3 protein-coding genes and 2 tRNA genes are annotated in these 3604 nt (G+C 51.9%); 2 read left to right on the top strand and 3 right to left on the bottom strand.

Annotated features, from left to right (window positions below; translation table 11 throughout):
• Position 1: 1 nt before the first annotated feature.
• A tRNA-Val gene (locus KUE00_RS21725) sits at positions 2-77 on the bottom strand.
• Between the two features lie 273 nt (positions 78-350).
• Here KUE00_RS21725 and gltX point away from each other — a divergent pair.
• Positions 351-1766, top strand: coding sequence for a glutamate--tRNA ligase (gltX, locus tag KUE00_RS21720; RefSeq protein ID WP_246762649.1), 1416 nt, complete (start codon positions 351-353; stop codon positions 1764-1766).
• A gap of 45 nt (positions 1767-1811) precedes the next feature.
• Here the strand turns inward: gltX and KUE00_RS21715 are convergent, their stop codons facing one another.
• A complete protein-coding gene (locus tag KUE00_RS21715; protein ID WP_246762648.1) occupies positions 1812-2171 on the bottom strand; it encodes a YfeC-like transcriptional regulator in 360 nt (119 codons plus the stop codon).
• A 151-nt stretch (positions 2172-2322) separates the two neighbouring features.
• Entirely contained in the window at positions 2323-3111 is a 789-nt protein-coding gene (locus tag KUE00_RS21710; protein WP_246762647.1) for a formate/nitrite transporter family protein, read from the bottom strand.
• Positions 3112-3527: 416 nt separating this feature from the next.
• On the opposite strand from KUE00_RS21710, the gene KUE00_RS21705 reads away from it, so the two are divergent.
• Positions 3528-3603, top strand: a tRNA-Ala gene (locus KUE00_RS21705).
• Position 3604: the final 1 nt, after the last annotated feature.

Below are 3604 nucleotides of genomic sequence, written 5' to 3'. Positions count from 1 at the left end.
GTGGTGGGTGATGACGGGCTCGAACCGCCGACCCCCTCCGTGTAAAGGAGATGCTCTACCAACTGAGCTAATCACCCCCGCTGTGTGGAGTCGCATTATAGGGATCGCGCGAAATGAGTCAACGCTTTTTACAGCGAAAATGCGCGTTCGTCTTAAATTTAAACAAGATGTTGCGATTTCAGCCGAAAGCAGTAAAGCACCGCTGGCTTTTCCGGCGAAGACGGCGTTAAAGCCGGGGTTTGCCGTTGAGGATTCGTCTTCTGATGATAGAATGTTGCCCACTTTCTTCTGGTCTTTATCAGACCTCCCCGGCGATGGCCGAATCTGATAGCGTAAAAAGGCAGCTGTTAATGAAAATCAAAACCCGCTTTGCTCCAAGTCCGACAGGCTATCTGCACGTCGGTGGCGCTCGCACCGCACTCTATTCCTGGCTGTTTGCCCGCAATCAAGGCGGTGAATTCGTACTGCGTATTGAAGACACAGATTTGGAACGCTCTACCCAGCAGGCTATCGACGCGATTATGGATGGCATGAACTGGCTGAACCTGGACTGGGATGAAGGCCCGTATTATCAGACCAAACGTTTCGATCGCTACAACGCGGTTATCGACCAGATGCTGGAAGCGGGCACCGCTTATAAATGTTACTGCTCGAAAGAGCGTCTGGAAGCGCTGCGCGAAACGCAGATGGCTAACAATGAAAAGCCACGCTACGACGGCCGCTGCCGCGACAGCCATGAACATCACGCTGATGATGAACCTTGCGTGGTGCGTTTTCGCAATCCGCAGGAAGGCTCGGTCATTTTTGACGATCAAATTCGTGGCCCGATCGAGTTCAGCAATCAGGAGCTGGATGACCTGATCATTCGTCGTACCGATGGTGCACCAACCTATAACTTCTGCGTGGTGATTGACGACTGGGATATGGAAATTACCCATGTTATTCGCGGTGAGGACCATATCAACAACACGCCGCGCCAGATCAACATCCTGAAAGCGATTGGCGCGCAGGTTCCTGTTTACGCTCACGTCTCTATGATTTTGGGCGATGACGGGAAAAAACTTTCTAAACGCCACGGTGCAGTAGGCGTTATGCAGTACCGCGATGACGGCTATCTGCCGGAAGCACTGCTCAACTACCTGGTTCGCCTGGGCTGGTCACACGGCGATCAGGAGATTTTCAGCGTTGATGAAATGAAGCAGATGTTCAGCCTGGACGCGGTCAGCAAATCGGCCAGCGCCTTTAATACTGAAAAACTGCAGTGGCTGAACCATCATTACATCACCACGCTGCCGCCGGAATACGTTGCTACCCATCTGCAATGGCATATCGAGCAGGAAAATATCGATACCCGCACCGGACCGGAGCTGGCTCAGCTTGTGCGTTTGCTGGGCGAACGTTGCAAGACGCTGAAAGAAATCGCCGCATCCTGTCGCTATTTCTACGAAGATTTTGACGCTTTCGATGCGGACGCTGCGAAAAAACATCTTCGCCCCGTTGCCCGTCAGCCTCTGGAAGTCGTGCGCGATAAGCTGGCCGCTATTGGCGAGTGGAACGCGGAAAATGTTCATCATGCTATCCAGGCTGCTGCGGATGAGCTGGAAGTCGGGATGGGTAAAGTAGGGATGCCGCTGCGCGTGGCCGTTACCGGTGCCGGTCAATCGCCAGCGCTGGACGTTACCGTGCAGGCGATTGGTCAGTCTCGTAGCGTGGCGCGTATTGAGAAAGCGCTGGCTTATATTGCCGAGCGCGAAGCGCAAGCTTAAAACCGATAGTCAGACAGAAAAAACCGGCCCTGTGGCCGGTTTTTTTTACTGTTCCGTATGGCTGATATCCAGTCGGAGCAGCATGCCCTGAATCCCTTCACGTAACAGCAACGCATAAAGCTTTTCCTGCTCTTCGCTGTTCATCTGTTGGATAGACGTCATCAAAAGCGCGGGAAGAGAATTCTGCGTGACGCGATAGGTAGCGGTAGGCTCGGCAACATGTCGGGTAGACTTCAGGAAGTTTCTTACGTTCTCATCAATATGGATCATTCGAGCTTTGCCGCCCTGCACGCCGGGTTTCGGCACCGTCGTCCACTGCTCTTTTTTAACCCATTTATTGATGGTCTGACGACTAAAACCTGTTTCCTGCGCCAGTTCTTCCGGAGTTAACCATTCCTTTTTCATTATGCAATATCCTTTTTGCGTTGATAGGTAACGGACATATATTACAGGAATTTATTGTTCGAACAACTAACAGGCAAGACTAATCTGATTGAATAATTGATAAAACAAGAAAACGAAGTTCCCCTCGGCCGGGTGGCAGAGGGGAGGAAACTTAGCGCGAGGCGGTTGCAGACTGCTCTTGCGGACGATACGCCAGGTAGTAAGCCAGGCCGACAAATACCGCGCCGCCTACTGTATTACCCAAAAAGACCGCGGCAAAGTTAGGCAGGTAGTCTACCCAGCTCAGCTGGCCAGCAAAGATAGCGGCCGGGATGATGAACATGTTCGCCACGACGTGCTGGAAACCGATAGCCACAAACGCCATGACCGGGAACCACATGCCAAAAATCTTGCCAACCATATCTTTACTGGCGAAAGCCATCCAGGTTGCCAGGCAAACCAGCCAGTTACAGCCGATACCAGAGATAAAAGAGTGCATGAAGTCGGCGTGGACTTTAGCAGAGGCGATAGCCACGGTTTTCTTCAGGTAGTCGCCTTCTGTCATACCCAGCACGTGGCCAAAGAACCACGCTACGGCGATACTGCCGATAAAGTTAGCAATCGTTACCCAGAACCAGTTACGCAATACGCTAAAACCGCTGACCTGACGAGCAAACCAGGCAATTGGCATCGTCATCATATTACCGGTCAGAAGTTCACCGCCGGCCAGCACGGTCAGGATAATACCAACAGGGAATACCGCCGCGCCCAGCAGGCCGCCAAATGAACCCCAGTCGGCAGGAAGTTGGTTAATGACGTGCAAATCCAGCAGAAAGCCCGTGGCAATAAAGGCACCGGCAATAAAGCCAAGGATCAGCAGGGTAGGAACAGAAGAACGACTTTTGGCGATACCAGCCTGAACAGCGACTGCCGCGATTTCTTTAGGTGAGTACAAGGACATAGTGGCTCTGATTCTGGTGTAGTGAAAGAAATAAAGGCCGAAGCCGTTGCGTTGTATAAGCGCATATCCAGCGCTGGCAAGGGTTCAGCCTTCGAAACGAGAGGAGTTTTGCACGAGATTTTAACAAAAACAAGCATGATTAAGCGGGTGATTAACGCTCTGTTTACACGATTGAAGCCCTAAAGATTCTGAGAGTGACGCTAATCCCGTCTGATTGCGCCCAGGGCGTCATTTAATTGTTTCCTGAGGCGTAATAGCAGCAATTTATGCTGCACTCATTGCAGTCAATGTGAATTGTTTTCCAGCAGGCTGGGCGCTTTTTCAGCGATCGCACGCGGAATGGCATTTTGCCGTTGACACCCTCGGCCGTGTTTCATATTATGCCCGCCGTCAAGACGACAAAGGTTTTTCGGCTCGGGGGTATAGCTCAGCTGGGAGAGCGCTTGCATGGCATGCAAGAGGTCAGCGGTTCGATCCCGCTTATCTCCACCAA

The sequence above is a fragment of the Erwinia phyllosphaerae genome (assembly GCF_019132875.1).
GTDB classification, from domain to species: Bacteria; Pseudomonadota; Gammaproteobacteria; order Enterobacterales; family Enterobacteriaceae; genus Erwinia; species Erwinia phyllosphaerae.
This window is presented reverse-complemented; position numbering and strand designations above follow the sequence as displayed.

What these genes read in the sequence shown, in the direction of transcription:
- gltX (WP_246762649.1), top strand. Translation starts at nt 351, where the DNA reads ATGAAAATCAAAACCCGCTTTGCTCCAAGTCCGACAGGCTATCTGCAC.
- KUE00_RS21715 (WP_246762648.1), bottom strand. Translation starts at nt 2,171, where the DNA reads ATGAAAAAGGAATGGTTAACTCCGGAAGAACTGGCGCAGGAAACAGGT.
- KUE00_RS21710 (WP_246762647.1), bottom strand. Translation starts at nt 3,111, where the DNA reads ATGTCCTTGTACTCACCTAAAGAAATCGCGGCAGTCGCTGTTCAGGCT.